Source organism: Ralstonia sp. R-29, assembly GCF_049913345.1.
Taxonomy (GTDB): Bacteria; Pseudomonadota; Gammaproteobacteria; order Burkholderiales; family Burkholderiaceae; genus Ralstonia.
Map to the genome: position 1 here is coordinate 2,080,514 of NZ_CP184377.1, position 17,369 is coordinate 2,097,882.

17 protein-coding genes and 2 tRNA genes are annotated in these 17,369 nt (G+C 60.5%); 11 read left to right on the plus strand and 8 right to left on the minus strand.

Translation table 11 applies throughout. The annotated features are described in order from the left end of the window. The first annotated feature begins 239 nt into the window (after positions 1-239). The 3 genes from ACN9M1_RS09715 to ACN9M1_RS09725 all read left to right on the plus strand — a co-directional run bounded on the left by ACN9M1_RS09715 (position 240) and on the right by ACN9M1_RS09725 (position 2,736). Positions 240-593 (plus strand): helix-turn-helix transcriptional regulator, encoded by a 354-nt coding sequence (locus ACN9M1_RS09715; RefSeq protein WP_426393920.1) that lies wholly within the window; start codon positions 240-242, stop codon positions 591-593. 15 nt (positions 594-608) lie between these two features. Continuing rightward, on the plus strand, positions 609-1,616 hold the full coding sequence (locus ACN9M1_RS09720; RefSeq protein ID WP_426393922.1) for a replication protein RepA: 1,008 nt from the start codon (positions 609-611) through the stop codon (positions 1,614-1,616). Positions 1,617-2,265: 649 nt separating this feature from the next. Further along, positions 2,266-2,736, plus strand: a complete 471-nt coding sequence (locus ACN9M1_RS09725) for an integrase (RefSeq protein WP_426393924.1) — start codon at positions 2,266-2,268, stop codon at positions 2,734-2,736. Between the two features lie 125 nt (positions 2,737-2,861). On the opposite strand, the gene ACN9M1_RS09730 is transcribed toward ACN9M1_RS09725, so the two are convergent. Continuing rightward, positions 2,862-6,266, minus strand: coding sequence for a hypothetical protein (locus ACN9M1_RS09730; protein ID WP_426393925.1), 3,405 nt, complete (start codon positions 6,264-6,266; stop codon positions 2,862-2,864). Between the two features lie 546 nt (positions 6,267-6,812). On the opposite strand from ACN9M1_RS09730, the gene ACN9M1_RS09735 reads away from it, so the two are divergent. The 5 genes from ACN9M1_RS09735 (at position 6,813) to ACN9M1_RS09755 (ending at position 9,345) form a co-directional block, all read left to right on the plus strand. Further along, on the plus strand, positions 6,813-7,418 hold the full coding sequence (locus tag ACN9M1_RS09735; RefSeq protein WP_426393927.1) for a hypothetical protein: 606 nt from the start codon (positions 6,813-6,815) through the stop codon (positions 7,416-7,418). Positions 7,419-7,810: 392 nt separating this feature from the next. Beyond that, the gene (locus tag ACN9M1_RS09740) at positions 7,811-8,230 is read left to right on the plus strand and encodes a PAAR domain-containing protein (RefSeq protein ID WP_426393929.1); all 420 of its coding nucleotides are present in this window, start codon (positions 7,811-7,813) and stop codon (positions 8,228-8,230) included. 2 nt (positions 8,231-8,232) lie between these two features. Then, positions 8,233-8,736: a DUF4123 domain-containing protein gene (locus tag ACN9M1_RS09745; RefSeq protein WP_426393931.1), complete on the plus strand. Its 504-nt coding sequence runs from the start codon at positions 8,233-8,235 to the stop codon at positions 8,734-8,736. After that, positions 8,723-9,070, plus strand: coding sequence for a hypothetical protein (locus tag ACN9M1_RS09750; RefSeq protein ID WP_426393932.1), 348 nt, complete (start codon positions 8,723-8,725; stop codon positions 9,068-9,070). Before ACN9M1_RS09745 ends, ACN9M1_RS09750 begins: the two co-directional genes overlap by 14 nt. Continuing rightward, a complete protein-coding gene (locus ACN9M1_RS09755; protein WP_426393933.1) occupies positions 9,070-9,345 on the plus strand; it encodes a hypothetical protein in 276 nt (91 codons plus the stop codon). Before ACN9M1_RS09750 ends, ACN9M1_RS09755 begins: the two co-directional genes overlap by 1 nt. Before the next feature lie 57 nt (positions 9,346-9,402). Here the strand turns inward: ACN9M1_RS09755 and istB are convergent, their stop codons facing one another. The 4 genes from istB to ACN9M1_RS09775 all read right to left on the minus strand — a co-directional run bounded on the left by istB (position 9,403) and on the right by ACN9M1_RS09775 (position 12,599). Next, positions 9,403-10,188, minus strand: coding sequence for an IS21-like element helper ATPase IstB (gene istB, locus ACN9M1_RS09760; protein ID WP_426393935.1), 786 nt, complete (start codon positions 10,186-10,188; stop codon positions 9,403-9,405). Beyond that, complete coding sequence (gene istA, locus ACN9M1_RS09765) at positions 10,178-11,704, minus strand: IS21 family transposase (RefSeq protein ID WP_426393936.1); 1,527 nt, start codon at positions 11,702-11,704, stop codon at positions 10,178-10,180. Before istA ends, istB begins: the two co-directional genes overlap by 11 nt. A gap of 81 nt (positions 11,705-11,785) precedes the next feature. Next, positions 11,786-11,968 (minus strand): ParA family protein, encoded by a 183-nt coding sequence (locus ACN9M1_RS09770; protein WP_426393937.1) that lies wholly within the window; start codon positions 11,966-11,968, stop codon positions 11,786-11,788. Positions 11,969-12,074: 106 nt separating this feature from the next. Further along, entirely contained in the window at positions 12,075-12,599 is a 525-nt protein-coding gene (locus tag ACN9M1_RS09775; protein WP_426393939.1) for an HAD domain-containing protein, read from the minus strand. Positions 12,600-12,879: 280 nt separating this feature from the next. Between ACN9M1_RS09775 and ACN9M1_RS09780 the strand changes: the two genes are divergently transcribed. Next, positions 12,880-12,964: transfer RNA gene (locus ACN9M1_RS09780), tRNA-Leu, on the plus strand. Here the strand turns inward: ACN9M1_RS09780 and ACN9M1_RS09785 are convergent. The 3 genes from ACN9M1_RS09785 to ACN9M1_RS09795 form a co-directional block, all read right to left on the minus strand. Next, positions 12,965-14,020: a tyrosine-type recombinase/integrase gene (locus tag ACN9M1_RS09785; protein ID WP_426393940.1), complete on the minus strand. Its 1,056-nt coding sequence runs from the start codon at positions 14,018-14,020 to the stop codon at positions 12,965-12,967. 186 nt (positions 14,021-14,206) lie between these two features. Continuing rightward, positions 14,207-14,941, minus strand: a complete 735-nt coding sequence (locus ACN9M1_RS09790) for a DUF899 domain-containing protein (RefSeq protein WP_426393941.1) — start codon at positions 14,939-14,941, stop codon at positions 14,207-14,209. 136 nt (positions 14,942-15,077) lie between these two features. After that, positions 15,078-16,190, minus strand: a complete 1,113-nt coding sequence (locus tag ACN9M1_RS09795) for a YeiH family protein (RefSeq protein WP_426393943.1) — start codon at positions 16,188-16,190, stop codon at positions 15,078-15,080. A gap of 92 nt (positions 16,191-16,282) precedes the next feature. On the opposite strand from ACN9M1_RS09795, the gene ACN9M1_RS09800 reads away from it, so the two are divergent. Both ACN9M1_RS09800 and ACN9M1_RS09805 read left to right on the plus strand, forming a co-directional pair. Then, on the plus strand, positions 16,283-17,218 hold the full coding sequence (locus ACN9M1_RS09800; protein ID WP_426393945.1) for a LysR family transcriptional regulator: 936 nt from the start codon (positions 16,283-16,285) through the stop codon (positions 17,216-17,218). A gap of 29 nt (positions 17,219-17,247) precedes the next feature. Beyond that, a tRNA-Lys gene (locus ACN9M1_RS09805) sits at positions 17,248-17,323 on the plus strand. Positions 17,324-17,369: the final 46 nt, after the last annotated feature.

The window sequence follows — 17,369 nt, forward strand, 5'->3', positions numbered from 1 at the left end:
TTTGCCGAGAGCCCAGAGTTCCGCTTCACCTCTGCCGCCCACAAGCGACAGATGTCTCGCCGCCTATCACGCTCCTCGTCAGCCAGCCTTGGTCGACCACGCCTTTGAACCATTTTTTCCTCCACACATGGTAGGAACAAATAATATCACCTGCATCGACTAATCCCCCTATTTTATTGGCCTTTGCATAGGACATTATTAACAATAGATTGAGTCCATTCAATACACAGGGGATGGACATGCAGAAGATGGACCCGACCGAATTGCCCGAGGCACTCAGGAAGCTGAACGGGCTGCCTGAAGTGCTCCGGATTGAAGATGTGGCAGCGCTGATTGGAAAGGCACCGACGACAATCCGCACATGCGCCACGAACAAGAAGTACGCCCACCTCATCCCCCGCCCGTTCAAGCTGCCAAGCAGCCGCCGACTGTGCTGGTACAGGGATGAAGTCCTGGCCTGGATGGCCATGGCGACGCCCATTCAGCCCTGCGCCAACAAGAAGAAATTTGGCCCTGGCCCATCGACCAAAGCTGAGCGCGCAGCTGCAAAAAGGGTCGGGCTTACAGTGAAAGAGTGGAGAGCTACGCAGTAAGAGGGGGCTTCCAATATGGCACTGCGAAAAGCCCCTATCGAAATCGACTACCGCGCCGATAAGGTACCGGCATGGATTCTGGAGGTCATTGAGACGCACCTTGCGATCGAGGCCGAAGACGCCAAGAGTGCTGGTGCCCTGGGCTACATGGCGCGCGCGCTGGTGAATGCCACCCTGCCGTACAAAGACCCCAAGGCAGATGTGTACAAGCGCGAAAACGGCGAGTTCCACTTGCGCATCGTCGCTGGCTACGAAGGCGGGATTCCGTATGGCATCTACCCCCGCCTTCTAATGTCCTGGGTGGCAACAGAGGCCGTGCGCACCAAAGAGCCAGTCATTGAGCTCGGCAACTCGTTAACCAACTTTCTGCGCGATGTCCTCAACATCCAGCCAGGCGGCGGCAAGCGCGGCAGCTCCACGCGCGTGGCCGAGCAGATGAAGCGCCTATTCGGCTCGCTGATCACCGCTCAATACATCGGCGGTATGCGAGGGCGCGGCTTCAGCTTGCGTAACGTTATCATCGCCGACGGCATGGACTTGGACGAGCAGTCCTTTGAATCACAGCTCGACTCCCTGGATGGCAGTACGCAGTCGACCACCGACGGTAACCATCTTTGGACGCCACAAGTTAGTGAGCTAGCAGGCACATGGAAAAGTAAGGTGCGCCTGTCGGAAAACTTCTTCCGCGAATGCGTTGATCGCCCAGTGCCAATCGACTTGCGCGCGTACAAGGCGCTGCGCGGTTCGCCGCTAGCCATGGACGTCTACACTTGGTTGACGTATCGCATGAGCTACACGCAACGCCGTAGCCGGCCGATCCGCTGGGAAGCCCTTATGGGTCAGGTAGGCAGCAACTATATGACAGCACCTAGTCGCGCCGTGCTGGACTTCAAGAAGGCCTTCCTGGCTGCGCTGAAGACTGTGCAAATCGTCTACCCAACTGCCAAAGTCGAAATTGCCGACAACGGGGTGATTCTGCTGCCGTCGCCTCCGCACATTCCAAAGCAAACGGAACTGTTCTGACCGCCGCTGTCCGCAAGCGGGATGATTTCCATCCACTGCCAATCGAGTTCCGTGCGTTGCAGCAAGCGATGGCGTTGGCTGCCGCTCCCACTCCCCGTCCGCGCCAACAGTAGCAGCCATGCAAGGCCCGTGATGAAGAACTCTCACGGGAACCGCCGGCGCATGTGGAAACGCCTTGTGGACAAGCCGAGTTATCCATGATGAACAACTCCCACGGAAAAACCCAAACAAATCAATGCGCCACAGGACTTACCCACAAAATGGCGTGATGAACAACTCTCGCTGATTGTGATGAACAACTCTCGCGAGTCATGATGAACAACTCTCAGCTCTCATGCAGCCAACTACCTGCTGAGCCAATGCTGGTGCGGCATCACGCGATTTTCTCGGTCATCCCCCTGTATGTGATCCTTTATGCTGTTACCTGTATGTCACTTGTAGTAGAAACCAAGATTTCTGTGGATATCGCCGCCAGGCGACCCAACGTGATCCGCCCATTTTGGCGCCGCGTGCAAAAGAGTTCGGCAGCCCAACTACTAAGCGCCTGATTTCATGGCGATTCCCACTGGAGTACAGCTGAGCGTGGCTTTGCCCTCAATAGGGCCGCAGAAGAGCGTCACGACGCCCCACAATCACTTCTAGCTTCCTTATGATCAAGCACCGGCGGCATCCCAACGAGATGCACACAACTGATGCAGTTGCGGCCGATCCGCTGCAGGCCGCACGCAATCGCGGCGAGCACCGAGCGGCAGCGGAATGGGAAAAGCCTGAGAACCTCCCGCTCGAAGCGGCTGCCGAATATGCTGGTCGCTCCGATCGGGCAATCAATGACGAACGGCAGCAAGGGCGCCTGTATGCACTCGCGCTTCCCGGCAAAGACTTCGGATACCGATACCCACAGTGGCAGTTCGGCGCTGAACCGGAGAGAATGGCGGCGGTTCTTCAGCCATTCGTGCGGGCCGAAGCCAGTTGCTGGGTAATTCACAGTTTCCTGCTCCGCCCGAATGTAGCGCTCGGCGGGGCCTCCCCACGCGCGCGCATCCTCGATCCTACCTATCCGATTGAGCCTGTGATACGACTTGCAGTGGAACGCTACAAGTGGGATCAAGGTGCTCGCTGACGAGCACCAGCAGCCTAGATAACAGCCAAACTGCTGCGGGGCTACTTGGCGACTCATGGTGGGGCGGGACAGCGCAAACGCAAGACCTATCCCTGAAATCCTCCTCCTTGTCTAAGTGCCTGGACCTATACAGCGCTTCGTGTCATCACTGCTCTATCAAGGCCACCGACAACGTTGCCGGGCAACGACGATGCCGACGGAGGCGCCCACAGCACGTACAGGGTGTCAACGGGAGCGCGGCCGTGCTCATAGCCATAGAACTGCTCCCGCGCATCCAGCCTCACGGCATAGGGCAGCACACTCTCCTGTGATTGAGAGTCGTAACGTTCGCTACGGCGCCTTCGCGCAGGAGTGCAACGGGCCTTGATACAGGCGGCGATATCGTTGCGATTCGAGAGCAGATGCTGATCGGTGTCGTCGGGAACGGCAAACGCGGCCAGATCATTGGCCTCTGCGAGTTGACATCCCACCGCTAGGAACGCCTGCACGATCGAATCAGCATCGTGCTCCATATCCACATCAGGAATTGTGTTGATCGCCCGCATCACAAGGGTTGGACGTTCAGCATTAATCGTTATGAGGCGCTGGACGTAGAGCATCGCCATGGCAACAAGGCGTCGGCTCTCCATTTCGAAAACGAGCAAGTGGGAATGGCGAGATTCTCGCCACATCGCCACGTTCTCCTTCGAACAAATATCTGCGCTCACCTTGGAAAAATAGGCGGCGCCATGTTTGGAGACGACAGCGCGATACTCGCGCGTGCCGAGGGATTCTGATGTGCCGGAAAAATTCTCGGATTGCCGGTAGAGCCAACGGCCATAGACTGCTCGTACACGCGCGGCGGTTTGTACTAGTGCAGCATCCAGACCGTCCTGCATCCCAAGACCATGCGCCGGTTCGTCGACTAGACGTCGCGCAAGCCTGCCAGCGGCCACCTCACCGATTTGCTCCGCTAGCACCTTGACCGCTTGAGGCAGTAGATCGCCGAGCTGGACGTCAAACCAATCGCGGAGACGACGCACTGCCTCCTTGCGTCGCGCTGCCTCATGTGATTCGAGGCCAAGCGCCTCGACTTCATTGGCTAGTGCGTCGCTCTTGGCTTCTGGCAGCATGCCGAGCAGCACTCCAAGATGTCGATGGAGTGTTTCCATGCTCGCTACTCGCCCCCCTTGACGCATTTGCTTTGGCGAGAGGTTTTGCCACGCCCGGTCGACATCGGCACTGATGGCCTCCCGAAAGTTCTGGCCATAGTGAATCGCATCAACGAAGGCGGCCAGCCCCTTGCGGTCAATTGGATGTTTCAGTTCAACGTGCTGCCGCGCAAAGCTCATCGGGTACGACCGCAACGCCAGCTGTTCAACATGGTGATCAAGCCCAACCACCTCAGCCCAGCGCGCATCATCCGTCCGCAGATCGATGCCGAATACAGCCGATATGGCGTCGGCCTGCAATTCGTTCAGCTCTGAAGAGTGCGGTCCCTGGCCATCAAGCAATGAAGCAACTTCGCGGTTAAACGAGCCAAGCTCTCCTACCTGCGCTTGTGCGTCTTTCCAGGCGGCGAGAACCAGTCGTTTGGCTAACAGGCCCCCTGTAGCTTGTAGTTGGTGCCGCAGTGTAGGCAGCGCTCGCCGACAAAGTTCGGCTTCGAGTTGGCTGCGTCGTACCCAATAGTCATTGCGGCTCGCTTGATCGGCTCCAACAGGCAAACGGCCGAGAACCGTTTCGACCTCAGCCCACTGCGCCGTCCAAAACGCGCTCATGTTGCGATTGATGTGGCCAAAATACCCGCGCGCCATGGCATCCTCCAGCAGAAGCAAGAACACCGGATCGTCCTGCTCATACGCTTTCACCTGCTCGACGCCACGGGATGTGCGACGCCAAGCGCGCAGCGCTTCGGCCGTCGATAACCTACGCTCCTCAACGGCCCACACGAGCACGCTCTTCGCGATGCGTGCAAATGGACGGATCTCCTGAAAAGCCAAGCGATCACTGATGTTCAGGGCTTGAACAAGGTATTCGAGCGAGTCGAGGTACTTCTCTCCAACATCACAAATCCAAGCGCAGGCTACCGCTGGATCTGTGTGGGCGTCTCTCAATCCGCCATGGAGGGCCAATAGGCGGCCGATGTTTGGCATCGCGAGCCAGGAGCGGTAGGCATCCTGGAACGAGAGCACGGCGTCGGCAGAGCGAAAGCCATAGCGTGCGAGATATGCCAGAAACGAGCGAAGGTCGTCTTCGCACCGCTGTGACACGTAACCTCGACAATCTGCTAGGTGCCGTAAGCTTAGCGCGTGCGGTTCAGACATCAACAGACCAATTGCCTCATTGGGTGCCTGGCAGCGGTCGGAAACAGTCAGCAGAAACGATTGCAGGTACGCCAAGTCATCCAAAGTGGCCCCGCGCGCAAGGAGCGCATGGACTACTTCCGGCTTCGGCAACGTGTCCGCTCCAAGTAGCTGATCAAAAAGTGCAATCTCTCGGATCTCGCTCGCACCGATCACGTCGATCACGAAATCCCAATTGCGTGCATGGCGCGCACGCCATAGTGACTCGCCGAGCGCCTCAAAAAGTCCCGCTTTGTCCGTATACCCCCGCGCAGCAAGTGCCACCAGAGAACGATTCAAGTCGTCTAATCCACACCCACCCCAGAAGTCGAGCAACTTAGGCATGCTCTGCCGGGGTACCCCCAACGCTAGCAATCGTCCCATTGAGCGCCGCACGGGCGCGGACCCTGCGACCTTGTTGCCCCCGTCGTCCCGCTTGTTGCGCCACGGCTCAAGCCATGCGAGCTCCTCTACCGTGCGTATCGCGCCGAGTTCTATGAAGACTGCCAGCTTCTCGGACGGAAATCTGCCCCACGCATCCTGAAAAACCTTGAGTGTCTCCACATTGCGTACCCCGAGCAGCCATGCGTTGCGGGCGCTCCTAAGATCCAGGTACGCGACATCATTGAGGACCTTGTCCGAGATTGGTAGCGCAAAGTGACGCAGCACAAAATCCAATCCGTCGCCGTAGCTAGGAGGATCAATCCACAGGGTCCTCGCGTAGTTCCGGAATACCTGACGGCGAGCTTGTGGCGTACCGATTTGACGCAAGCGCGCTGCGACACGGCGCCACCACGACATTCGTGCCAACGTCCAAAGGAGCTGAAATGCTGCGCTGACCCGACGCGGCAACTGCAGCGGCACATCAGCCGGCAGCCGCAGCGCGCGTCTTGCGAGCAAGCTGTCCAACCTTGGCCCAGAGAGGCCTGTTGCGATCGGTCCCAAGGTGTCTGCAACTTCAGAGCGAAATGCATGGATGACATGACGACCGTAGGAAAGGCCTTGTGCGGGCAGCGGTCCATACGCCCAAGGGTCTGCGTTGACGGACGCCTTCGCCCACGAGTCTTCGATCTGACGCTGAACCGCAGGTGACTCAATAATCCGCGCGCGAAACGTGCGGTAATCCTTGATACTCTTTTGCAGCATTCGTTCTTCCTTCGCCGCTAAGTTGTTGATTTCTAGATAGTCGCAAATTGCGACTGCCATCCTGGCTGCAGAGCGCTCACGGAAGAGATGTCCGCGCTTGGCTCCGTTCATATGACAAAAAAGGCCCTGCTATGCAGGGCCTTCAAGAACTGGGGGCTTGAGCCGTTTGTTGAGCTGCTGAACTGCCGCTTCTTCTCGGGTCGCGCCCCACCTAGACGGTGGTCAAAACTGTGTTGGCAGGTAAGGTAGTCTGCGTGCTCGCAGCTGTCAAATGGCTTGAAGAAGCTGCAGTGGTCCGAGTCATGCGACCGGCCGATATGCTCGTAACGGTAAACCGAGCGGCTTATGTACGTGAGGGCGCTCCTGGGAAAGATGTCCGAGTTCAACACTTAGGGCGTGGCGAGAATCTGCACTCCGATATGCGGCCAACAGGCTGACGCGCCCCTACGGGTGGACATCCGACCTAGCGGCCGGACCGTTGGACAAACCGTGGACGGCGATGGACAACTCTTCGAGTTGCCCACGCGCCGCCCACCGCTTGCCCACTTGCCCACACTGCGGGCCTTGCCTTGCTACGATTGAGAGATACCCCTACAAAGGCACCCCGTGACGCGCAAATACCAACCCCTCACCGTCCAAGAGCTGGCCTCGTGTACCTGCGACCGTTGCCTGCGTCGCCTAACGCCCGATGAACCTGGCGAGTGGCAGGAGCGTCTGTCGATTGACCATTCATGCGGTTTCGAGTCAGTGTTTGGCGACCGCAATACAGTCAGCCTCGACTTGTGTCAGCACTGCGTACGGGAAGTGCTGGGCCAGTGGTTGCGCATCGCCCAGCCTGAATGCGCGCAAGAGCTCAACGCGATGGCCGAGCGCGTGGCGGCCTCCGCCAAAGAGGCGAGTACGGCGCCGGACGACGCACTTTCGCCTGTCGCGGCATCGGACCAGCGGATTGGTACGATGGCGGAAGCGCTAGCCCGCATGCCAAATGTTGGGGAAGACACCGACTTTGCACGCCATCCGCGCCTGGGGAAGTTCGCGGCATTCGGAGCGGACTTCATGGCAGAAGGCCGTAGCGGGTACGAACACTCAGGGCGAGCGAAGGCAGTGCGCCGATTGGGGAGACTTAAAGGTCGAGTTCGAGTGCAGCACAACTTTGATGCCCCATTGTCACTATCCCTTGTCAGCAAGAAGAAATCGAAGAAGCAACCATAACCCGCGACGAATTGAAAGTCCTGGTGCCGGTTCATGGGTCGCCGGCACGCGGCCACTATGCGCGCTTGCGCGATCCGGCATTGCTGGCCAGCATCGCCCAGGATGGTGCCGTTTTTTGGCTAGGTTGCCCGGATACATTGACGCCTGACTGAACCCTGCCCCATCAACTCTGGAGGCGCAGGACGTAATCCGCGAAGACAGGATGCGGCCGTATTACCCAGCACTGCGAAGCCGCTTGATGCTTGATCGCCTGTACGTGGTGGGCCGCAGACCTTTTCGACATTCAAATCAGATTTCAATTTCTTTCAGCAGCCAGCAGGGCCAAGCCCCCGCTAGCATGTCGCGCCCAGCCCGATAGGGGCAGGAGCGAATCGCGCAACTGAAGGAATCCCATGTCCGCAGGCAAGCCCTTTATCGTCGTGGGAGACAGGACCACCCACGGCGGCACCGTCATCACCGGCGACCTCACCTCCTCCATGTACGGCAAAGCCATGGCACGCTCTGGCGACATGACTATTTGCCCCCAGTGCAAAGGCGCCTTCCCGATTCTCAAAAGCAACAGCATCGTTGTCGATGGCGCGGGCAACACCTACGCTCGCCACATGGACAAGACTGCCTGCGGGGCACACTTGCTTGCCAGCCAGTCCCTTGGAACGGCGAGCGATATGGTGTCGGGCAGCGGCAGTGCCGGTCACGCCGCCGATATTGCAGCGCAGGCCAGCCGCATCGCGGCGCCTACCGCATCCGGCGTCTGCCTGGAATGCCTGATGAAGGCTGCCGCCAGCGGCAGCTCCACGGTCATGCGAGGCTGACGATGGCGCTGGATGTTGCTGATCGCCTTGCGCACCTGCGCATGCGCAACCCAGCCTTGCGCCTGTTCGGCCTAGTCGACGGCCTGCAGTACGAGACCCTTCGAGGCGAACGCCTCGACCACCGACACGGCTTCGCCCCGCTCTTCCATGGCACGCCGGACGCTGCTCTCGCACACGCCGGACCGTGGCTAGTAGATGCCGAAGCGGCAGGCGACGCAGTTACTGCCGACTTGGCACGCCTGGAGCGTGAGCTTCCTTCTGTGACCTGGCTCATCACTGAGATGGACCTGCACGGCCTGATGCAACTGCTGCAGCTCCAGCTCGACGCTCGGCTGCCTGATGGGCGCGTCGCCTTGGTCCGCTTCTGGGATCCACGCGTACTCGCCGAGCTGGTCAATGTGTTGACACCCGAGCAACGCGAAACCTTCTTTGCCCACATTCACGAATGGCACCTGCTGCGCAATGGCGAACGCGTCCACATCGGGAGGGCGGATGCTGACATTTGACGAAAGCCAATGGCGTGCGCTGCAGGCCTGCGACACACGCCAGTTTGTAGCTACCGTCTGTGACCAATTTCTTGCAAAGCGACCCGAGCTGGTGACGGCCCCCGGCCGCGAGGTCATCCTTGGGCGCATGCAGGCTGCGCACGACTATGCGGAGCGCGTTGGCTTCACCTCTACTGCGCATATCGTTTGGCTGATGTACATCGCGGCCGATGCCCCCACGCTTGTGAGCGATCCAGTAATCGAGTCCTATCTCCGCAAGCCTGGCGCCACACCGGAGCAACGCCTCGATGATTTAGAAGCTGTGTTGCAAAAGAAGCTGGAAGGAGGGTTCTGATGGCGGCAGCAGCTGCACCGTTTATCGAGGCTGCGCTTGGGCGTCTGCTCCTTGCGCTGGGCCTGACCGTGGCGACTGACGCCACCGTTGACCAAATACGCAAGCGGAAGGAGGAAGCTGACAACGCTCGAACTGCGCCAATCGCAAAAGCCGAGTCGCAAACCAAGGCGAAGGAAAAGTGTAAGGAGTGCCCGCCGGACAAAGGCACGCTGGTGCCGCGCAACTGGAGCATGTCCGATGTCTCGCGGGCCTACCAGGCGCGCATCACCTGTTGATTTGCACCGAATCCTGACCCAGGATTTGCATCGAAAACTGACCCACCCCAAAGGCTGTTAGGTGTTGCTTTGTGCGGGTTGTTTGGCGGTGCGTTTCTCCTTCTTGGGCTGGGTGGTGCTGTGCTTGAAACGATAGCTATCGTTGCCGGTTTCAACAATGTGGCAGTGGTGCGTGAGGCGATCCAATAGCGCGGTGGTCATCTTGGCGTCCCCGAAGACGCTGGACCATTCGCCGAAGCTCAGGTTGGTGGTGATGATGAGGCTGGTGCGCTCGTAGAGCTTGCTGATCAGGTGGAACAGCAATGCACCGCCGGTCTGGCTGAACGGCAGATAGCCCAGCTCATCGAGGATCACCAGGTCGGCATACATGAGACGTGTGGCCAGATGGCCTGGTTTGCCGGAGACCTTCTCCAGTTCCAACGCGTTGACCAGCTCCACGGTCGAGAAGAAGCGCACCCGGCGGTGATGGTGCTCCACCGCCTGCACGCCGATGGCAGTGCCGAGATGGGTCTTGCCGGTCCCGGGGCCACCGACCAATACGATGTTGTGCGCTGACTCCAAGAACTCACAGCGGTGAAGCTGCCGCACCAGCGCCTCGTTGGCCTCGCTGCAACTGAAGTCGAAGCCAGTCAGGTCTCGGTAGGCCGGGAAGCGCGCCACCTTCATCTGATAGGCCAGCGAGCGCACCTCGCGCTCGGTGAGCTCGGCCTTGAGCAGACGCGACAGGATGGCCACGGCCGACTGGTAGGCCGGCGAGTCCTGCGCCGCCAGGTCGCCCAGCGCTTGTGCCATGCCGTGCAGCTTCAACGACTTGAGCATCTCCAACATGACTTCATGCTGCATGATGCACCTCCCGATCTCGCAAGCTGTCGTAGCGGCCGACGTTGGCCTGCGGTTCGACGTGCAGCGCCAGTGCCTGTGGTGAGGTGATCGGTGCCACGGGCTCGCCTTCCAGGAGGCGGCTGAGGATGTTCAGGATGGTTTGCTTGGACGGGGCACCCGCCTCCAGTGCGAGCTCCACCGCAGTGAGCACGGCCTGTTCGTCGTGCAACAGCACCAGCGCCAGGATCTCGACCATCTCGCGATCGCCACCAGGGCGTTTGAGCAGTGTGGATTGCAGGCGTCGGAAGCCCTCTGGCAGTTCGGCGAACGGTGCGCCGTTACGCAGCGCACCGGGCTTACGCTGCAGCACCGCGAGGTAGTGGTGCCAGTCATAGATTGTGCGCCCCGGAAGATGGCTACGGTCGATGTGCCGCACGTGCTCGGCAATCACCTGGCCTTCGGCCACGAACACGAGCCGATTGGCATAGACGCGCAGACTGATGGGCCGGTTGGCAAACGACGCCGGTACGCTGTAGCGGTTGCGCTCGAAGGTCACCAGGCAGGTTGGTGAGACGCGCTTGATGTGCTCCACAAAGCCATCGAACGGCTGCCCCACGGGCATCAGGTGTGGCCGCTCCAGCGACCAGGCCTCCCAGAGGGTCATGTCCAGCTCAGGATGGCGGGTCTGCTGCCACAGCCGTACGCACTGGTCGGCCAGCCAGTCATTAAGTGCCGCCAGAGAGCCGAATGCAGGGATGCGTTGCCAGATGCGGTGACGGCTGTCCTGCACGTTCTTCTCTATCTGCCCCTTCTCCCAGCCCGAGGCCGGGTTACAGAACTCGGCGTCGAACAGGTAGTGGCTGACCATGGTGCTGAAGCGCAAGTTGACGTCACGCAACTTGCCCAGGCGCACGCGATCCACGGCGGTCTTCATGTTGTCGTAGATGCCGCGACGCGGGATACCGCCCCAGGCCACAAAGGCGTGGTGATGGGCATCGAACAGCATCTCGTGGGTCTGCAGCAGATACGCGCGCAGGAAGAATGCGCGGCTGTGGCTGAGCTTGAACTGAGCCACTTGCAGCTTGGTGCGCTCGCCGGCGATGACCGCCCAGTCCTCGCTCCAGTCGAACTGGAAGGCCTCACCCTCTGCGAAGCGCAGTGGGATAAAGGTGCCTCGCCCCGACGTGCGGGCTTGCTCCTGTTGCTCCTGGCGCCAGCGGCGAGCGAATGCGGCAACGCGATCGTAGGAGCCGGTGAAGCCCAAGGCACACAGATCAGTGTGGATCTGCTTGAGTGTGCGCCGTTGCTTGCGTGGCTTGTTGGCCTCGGTCTTGAGCCAAGCGGAGAGCTTGGCGGCATGGCCGTCGAGCTTGCTCGGACTCTGCCGTGCAGGATAGGCCGGTGCCGTGGTGTCAGCGCGCAGATAGCGCCTGACCGTGTTCCTGGAGATGCCCAGGCGTCTGGCGATCTCGCGCAGCGGGATCTGGTCGCGAAGATGCCAGCGTCGAATGATGCTCAGTATGGCCACGTCGATCACTCCGATCTCCCGCTCGTTGCCGAGCGGGACAGTGTTCTATACGTGGGTCAACATTCGATGCAAAAACCTACCTCGGGTGGGTCAGGATTCGGTGCAAATCAACAGGCTGTCATCCCTCCGCTCGACGAAGCGCGCGCAAGTTGCTTGCTCGTCCGTGTCCAACAGGACCACGTCCACCTCCTTGTGGGCCAGGTAGACCGCCAGATTGCTCGCTATCGTCGATTTGCCGACGCCACCTTTTTCTGCTGCCACAAGCACGATCATCTTGAGTCTCGCATCCGGTGAGTTGAGTTTATGAGTTGATTTTTTGAGTGCCAATGCGTTTGCAAATAATCGTGTCGGCGATGTTCTAGTAGAACAATCCACTAAATCAGTCACTTGCGCGCGGCGAAATGCCGACGTTGAACTTTTCAAGCTTGCTCCGCAGCTCTTGCTGCACGCTCACGTCCGAGAGCCCCAGTTGGCCATCGGTAACCACCAGGTGGCATCGATCGGCATCGGCCCACTCGACGATGTCGTCGTCGATGGCAAGCCATCGCGTGACGCGGTATAGGTCGACCCATCGCCGCACTTGCTGGTAGCGGCTCGCGGTTTGCCAGTACGAGAACTGGAAGCCATCTCTATAGGCGGGTTCTGTGCGAATGCGGTGCCAAGTCGAGCCGATGACGCGGTCGCGTAGGTCCGGCGGCAGATAGCCGCGCACTTGCATGTACGGCAGATGCCTCGCCCAGCTCGTGCTCAAGACAATCTGCACACGGGGATAGTCGGTAAGCTCTTCGGCCAGCAAGTCCGCCCACATGAACAACGAGCCTTCCCCAGCCAAGTCGGGGCCATGCCGCCCCATGTAGGCCTGCGACGGGTGAAGAACACCATCGAAGTCGAGGAACAAGATCATTTTTCAGGTTTGCCTTTCTTGGGGGCACGCACATACATCGCCGGTCAGGCAAGGCACGCAGTGTGGGCAAGTGTGGACAACCTCGTGGGCAGGGTCGTGGGCAACCCACAGGGTTGTCCATCAGCCTGCACATCAGGTTATCCACACGCGCCGCGCAGCGGCTGTCCACATGAAGAGCCGCGTCAGTACAAGGAGAGCTAGGGGTCGAGGCATATTCATTTCCTCCGCTGCGAGAAAATGAGGTGCACTGCATATCGCGGCGCGGTAAACTAGAGAGCTTGCCCGGATGACGAAATTGGTAGACGTAGCGGACTTAAAATTCGCGCCCGCAAGGGGTACGGGTTCGATTCCCGTTCCGGGCACCATCACGCGGCCTGTTGCGACTTGGCTAACTTCTCGGCGAGACTTTCGCCCGTCGGGTGGTAGTACCGCAATGCCATCTGCAAGGTACGCCAGCCGAACATCTTTGCCAGCTCCTGAGCGGCGAGCACGGCAGCCCATCTGCTTGCAGCCTCATGCCGCAAATCGTGAAATCTGAGGCTCTGGAGCCAGCCGACGGCAGGCGCTTTCCCGCTCTGCTGTTCGTAAAGTTCGCGCCCCTTCTTGCAGGCCTGGTTGAATGCCCGGATGAGCCGGTCCTGGCTGACCTCAAAAACTCTTCCCCCAGCGATTGGACGGGCTAAGCCGTGCAACACGTCCAGCGCCACAGGCGACAAGGGGACATCGCGAGGATCTCCTGACTTCGTGTCGGCTAGGCGGATAAACTTGCGCTTCGAATCCACGTCCTCCCACTCCATCTTGAGAAGCTCGGACTGACGCATTCCAGTCTCCAGCGCCAAACGAATCAGTGCTCGCATGTTGGCAGTCCGTGGCATGACCACTTCGATGCCGGTCAGCAGCCATGCTTCCTCGTCTGGCAGCAGCCTCCGCTCACGCTTGTTGCTGCCGCCGGGGGCCTTAATCATCCTCACCGGATTCGCAAGCCCCTCCATGCCCCAATCTCTGCGGGCCGTCTCATAGAGGGCGGAAAGTAGCGCAAGGTCCAGCCGAATGGTGTTCTCGGCCTTGCCCTCGGCGCGTCGATCATCGCGGAACTTGGCGAGATCCTTGCCTCGAATCCTCGCCAGCGAGCAACTGGCCAGCGGGCGCTCCTGCCAACGTTTGATGCGGCTGAGCTCTGCTCTGGCCCCCTTCTTTCTCGGCGTAACCTCGCGGCTGTAGCGCCCCAAGGCGTCGCGCAGCGTGGTCGCTTCGGCCTCAGACCGATCCAAGAAGATGCCGCGATCCATCTCGCGCTCGACATCCCTGGCCCAAGCCTCCGCATCTGCCTTTGCCGCGAACGTGCGGGACTGCGGTGGATAGCCCTTGCGTCGAATCTTTGCCTGCCACTGCAGATCCCCGCGCTTCGTGATCGTTGCCAAAATTTCTCCCTGCCCTTGTCAAGGGGTGTCCCGGATTTGTCCCATTAATTCAGTTTTCTTCCAGAACACCGCGTCAGTGCTAGAGATGCATTGTGACTTAAAATCCGCTGCGCCCTAATCGGCGCGTGCCGGTTCGATCCCGGCTCCGGGCACCAATCCCTTTCCCGCCTTCTCCTCCCCTCTGTCTTACGACGTGCAGCACGCGTGCGGTTTCGGTGTGTCTTCGTATTCGTCGTGACGGCGCACCCATGACATGGGGCCGGTCTCGTTGCGGCCCAGCGGCGCGCGATCAAGCAAGAGCAGCGTGCCAACCATGTCTTCCAACCCACGCGCATACGTTGAATACGTATGGAAGATGTTGCCGTCCTCATCCTTATAGAAGGCACTCATGCCGGGCAACTCGTCGTGCGCCTGCTCGCGCGGCGTGGCGGTGTAGTTGTAGTCGACCGAGCCGCTGGCCAGTTCTTCGGGCGTGAAGCTCACGCGATAGTCATGGTTGAAGGTTGTGCCAAACGATGACACCCACGGGAACCGCCACCCCATGCGTTTCTTGTAAGCCGCGATCTTATCCATCGACGCGCGGGAGACTGCGGTGAATGTCACGTCATGATGGTTTAGATGCGGAAGCATTCCATCGACATGGTCGGAGAGGAACGAGCACCCAGGGCATCCAGCCTCCCAATCGGGCCCGAGCATGAAGTGATAGACCATCAGCTGGCTGCGCCCGGCGAACAACTCAGCGAGGGTCTTTTTGCCTTCGGGCGTATCGAACACGTATTGCGTATCGACCTTCACCCACGGCAACGCCTGGCGCTCCGCATTGATGGCGTCGCGCAGGTGGATCGCTTCCTTCTCGCGGGCCAGCAGTGCCCGACGCTTGATGAGCCATTCGTCTCTTGAAACCACGGGATGCTGCGGCATGGTGAGCCTCCGTTTCTCCGGGAGGCTTTCATACTAGGTCGCATCTTCGAAAAACATCAGCCCCGCGTGCCACCAAGCGACTTGCTCGTCTTCCAAGAGAATTTGCCGTCGCTGCACGTATGCAGCGCACGCACGGTCACCCCAGCAGCCAGCGCACACCCACATTGATGAGCGCGCCGCCCGCCACTAGCCCCACCCACAGCACGGCCGCACACAGCAGCGGCCGCACGCCAGACTTCAGCAGCATCAGCACATGCGTCTGCGTGCCGATGGCGAACATCGCGCAAGCCAGCATGGCGGTGTCGATGGCGTCGATGGGGGGGTGCCATGCGGCAGGAATGGCACCTGCCGAGTTCAGCAGCGTCACGCCCAGCAGCCCGACAGCGAACCACGGCATGGCTTTCCAGGCGTGACCGGCGGCTTTGCGCAGCGCAGCCTTACGCGACGGGCGGGACTCACTGACCGGCCCGCTGCCCTCGGCCGGCGTCGTGCATGCCAGCACCACCAGCAGCGGGGCCAACGCCAGCACGCGCACCATCTTGCTCACCACGGCCGCATTCGTCGCGTCATCGCCCAGCGGCCGCGCTGCCGCGATGACTTGCGCAACCTCATGCACGGTCGAGCCGATATAGACGCCAAAGTGCTCCGGCGCGATGGCCATGCCGGCATGCGGCAGCAGCCCATACAGCCACGGATACAGGAAGATGCCCACCGTGCCGAACAGCACCACACTGGCAATCGCCACAGCGGTTTCGCGCGGCTGCGCCCTGACAACCGGGGCCACGGCCAACACTGCAGCCGCACCACACACGGCACTGCCAGCCGCCACCAGCATCGCCTGCGTGCGAGCAAGGCCAAACCAACGCGTACCGATCCACGAACCGGCCGCCATGGTCAGCGCCAACACCACCAAGGGGATCGCCACGCCCGAAGCGCCGAGGTCGTGGATCTGCGTCAGCGTCAGCCGCGCCCCGTAGAGGACCACCCCGGCGCGCAGCAACGTGTGGCGCGCAAACTGGATGGCACTTGGCGTTAGCCAGCGCTGATGCCCCGGCACGTGCCCCACGGCCATCCCCAGCAAGATGGCCAACGTGAGCGCGCTCAAACCCAGCCGGCCCGTCCACGCCATCCCACCCAGCACAACCGCCACCCCCGCGCATCCGAACAGCACGCCGATACCCACCAACGCGCGACCATCGAACCACGGGGCGATGCCTTGGGGTGCCAGCTGTTTCTGTGCAATTGTCATCACATCCGCCTTGCTTATTCGCTATACGCATAACAATATGCAGCGTGTGATAACATGTAAAACAGGTAATTTTTATAATAACAACCAGTTTTATGGATAACAAAGCCCCGCGCGTTACCCTGCGTCAATGGGCCACGTTTTCGGCCATCGCCCGGTGCGAGACGACCTCCGCTGCCGGCGAGCAACTCGGCTTGTCGCAGTCGGCGGTGAGTGCCGCATTGGCGGAGTTGGAAACCACGCTCGGGCATCCGCTGTTCGACCGGCACGCGCGCCGTCTGCATCTGAATGCGCTCGGCCGCCAATTGCTGCCGCAGGCGCAGGCGCTGCTCGACCACGCCGATGCGCTCGAACACGCTACGCAACACGCCAGCGTGCGGCTCAAGCTCGCCGCCAGCAGCACGATCGGCAACTACGTATTGCCCGCCCTGCTCGCGAGCTTTCAGCAGCAGATCGCGCCTGGCAGCCAGCTCGACGTGCTGATCGGCAATACGCAGGATGTGGTCGACGCCGTGCAGCGCTTCGAGGTGGATATCGGCCTGATCGAGGGCACCTGTCGCGGCGAGGCGCTGGAAATCGAAACGTGGCTCGACGATGAAATGGTGATCGTGGCCGCCCCAGGGCACCCGCTCACGCAGGCTGGAACCCCCGTCTCGCACGCTGCGCTGCGCGAAGCCGGTTGGCTGATGCGCGAGCCGGGCTCGGGCACGCGTGAGCTTGTCGACAGCCGTATCGCCTCGGTGGTTGGGCCCCTGCACGTAGCGCTGGAGCTCGGCCACTCCGAAGCCATCCAGCGCACGGTGGCTGCGGGCTACGGCATCAGTTGCCTGTCGCGCCACGTGGTGGCCGATGCGTTGCGCGACGGCCGCTTGGTGGAGGTGAACAGCGGCCTGCCCCGCATCGCCCGACCGCTGCTCATCGTGCGCCACCGCGACAAACATCCGACACACGGCGTCGCCCAATTCATCAATGCGCTACACGTCCATGCGCGCGACTCGAAAAAAATTGCACGAGGGACTAGCGCGATCTGAAAAAGGTTGATATAGTCTCATTTCTTCGCGGGGCGTTAGCTCAGTTGGTAGAGCAGCGGACTCTTAATCCGTAGGTCGAGTGTTCGAGTCACTCACGCCCCACCAGAACTCGCGTAGAAAGCCCAGTCCTCACCGACTGGGCTTTTTGCTT